Origin of the sequence: Pseudomonas sp. ICMP 3272 (assembly GCF_001466905.1) — a bacterium.
Classification (GTDB): domain Bacteria; phylum Pseudomonadota; class Gammaproteobacteria; order Pseudomonadales; family Pseudomonadaceae; genus Aquipseudomonas; species Aquipseudomonas amygdali.
Genome location: NZ_LKEK01000112.1, coordinates 1 through 1,652, shown reverse-complemented (window position 1 = coordinate 1,652; position 1,652 = coordinate 1). Strand labels below are relative to the sequence as shown.

General features: G+C 56.4%; 1 pseudogene. It reads right to left on the bottom strand.

Annotated elements, in window-relative coordinates:
* A pseudogene (locus tag AO068_RS25135) lies at positions 1-1,652 on the bottom strand (type VI secretion system Vgr family protein); the annotation flags it as partial.

The window sequence follows — 1,652 nt, the reverse complement described above, 5'->3', positions numbered from 1 at the left end:
GCCGGTTGCCATCGACAGTGCAATGCTCCTCAGCCTTGAACTCGCTGTAGCTGTTGCCCTCGACCCGGTCGTGTCGTTCATGACCGACTCTTATTTTCTGCTCGTGCTCGATGTTTTGGTCCCAGTCGCGCTGTGCATGGATGTAGATATGCTCCTGACCAGCCCGGTCTTCGATGCGTAGTTCGTTGGAGCCATTGCCGCCGGGGCTGCTCAGGGTTCTGAACACGCTGCGCGTCTGATGCGCAGGCAAGTCGTAGGGCGGGATGTGTTCGGCGTGGTACAGGCAACCGCTGATCAATGGCTGGTCAGGGTCGCCCTCCAGAAACGTCACCAGCACTTCCATTGTGGTACAGGCAACCGCTGATCAATGGCTGGTCAGGGTCGCCCTCCAGAAACGTCACCAGCACTTCCATGCCGACCCGCGGAATGGTCATGCCACCGTAGCGATTACCAGCCCAACTGGACGACACGCGCACCCAGCAACTGCTCTTGTCATCGCCGCTGCCTTCACGATCCCAATGAAACTGCACCTTGACCCGGCCATGCCGGTCGCAGTGAATTTCCTGATCTTTCGGGCCAGTAACCACTGCAGTCTGACTGCCGAATATTCTCGGTTTGGGATGATGCAGAGGCGGGCGATACAAGGCCTGCCAGGGAGTAGCGAAAAAGGTATTGCGATAGCCCTGTTGAAAGTTGTCAGGGCTCTGGATTTTATGTGCGGACTCTTCAAGAACCTGAGGCTGGCGACCCTCGTGACGCACCTCAGTGAGCAACCACCGATCATTCCAGTCCTCGTTGGGGTGTCCATCCAATGGCAGAAAATGACCGCTGACCAAGCGAGGCTGATCGCTTTGACCTTCGCCCAGCCGGTAATCATGGCGGTGGCGTTCAAGGGCTCGATTCGCCCGTTGCAGACCCTGATCACGGTGGGTGAAACCGCCGGGGTAGTCATAGTCCTCAAGATCAGGCTGCGTAGTGATATCCGCCGAACCTTCCATCTTCAGAAGGGGTTTTTCAAAGTGGTAATCGCGTCGAGTGGTGCGGTTGACGCGGGTTTCCAGGCGCAGCTTGAAACGCTTTATGACCGGCTTATCGGCAACCAGGCCATTGTCCCGGCGATAGATCACCGAATCGAGTTTAGGAAACACCATCTGGTTATCGCCAAACACCAGTTGGTGCGCTGTGGGGCTGTGTTCGAAGTGATAGTGCAGACCTTCCTCTTCACACAGTCTCTGGACGAAATGCAGATCCGACTCGTTGTACTGCACGCAGTATTCCCGCTTGGCGTATGTGGTGCCGAGTTTGAAGCGGTAGTCATTGGTCAGCAGGTGATGTTCTTTCAGTACCTGCGCAATGATCTGCCGCACGGTGCGATTCTGGAAAATACGCTGATTGGTGCGATGCCTGAGCCGGGCCAGATGCGGGCGCAGGGTGATCGAGTAGTGCGTGAGGCGTGTGCCGGAGTCGCCTTGGGATACCTGATCAATCAAGCCATGAATGCCGCCAGTATCTGGCGCGAACTGCAGAAATGCAGGACGATTCAGCAGGTCTTCAAGGTCGAGCGACATGCGCTCGCTGACCAGCTCAAGCGTAAAGCAGAAGGGCTTGTTGATGGCCTCATGGCCGGTAAATGAAAGGATTTGAAAGTCATG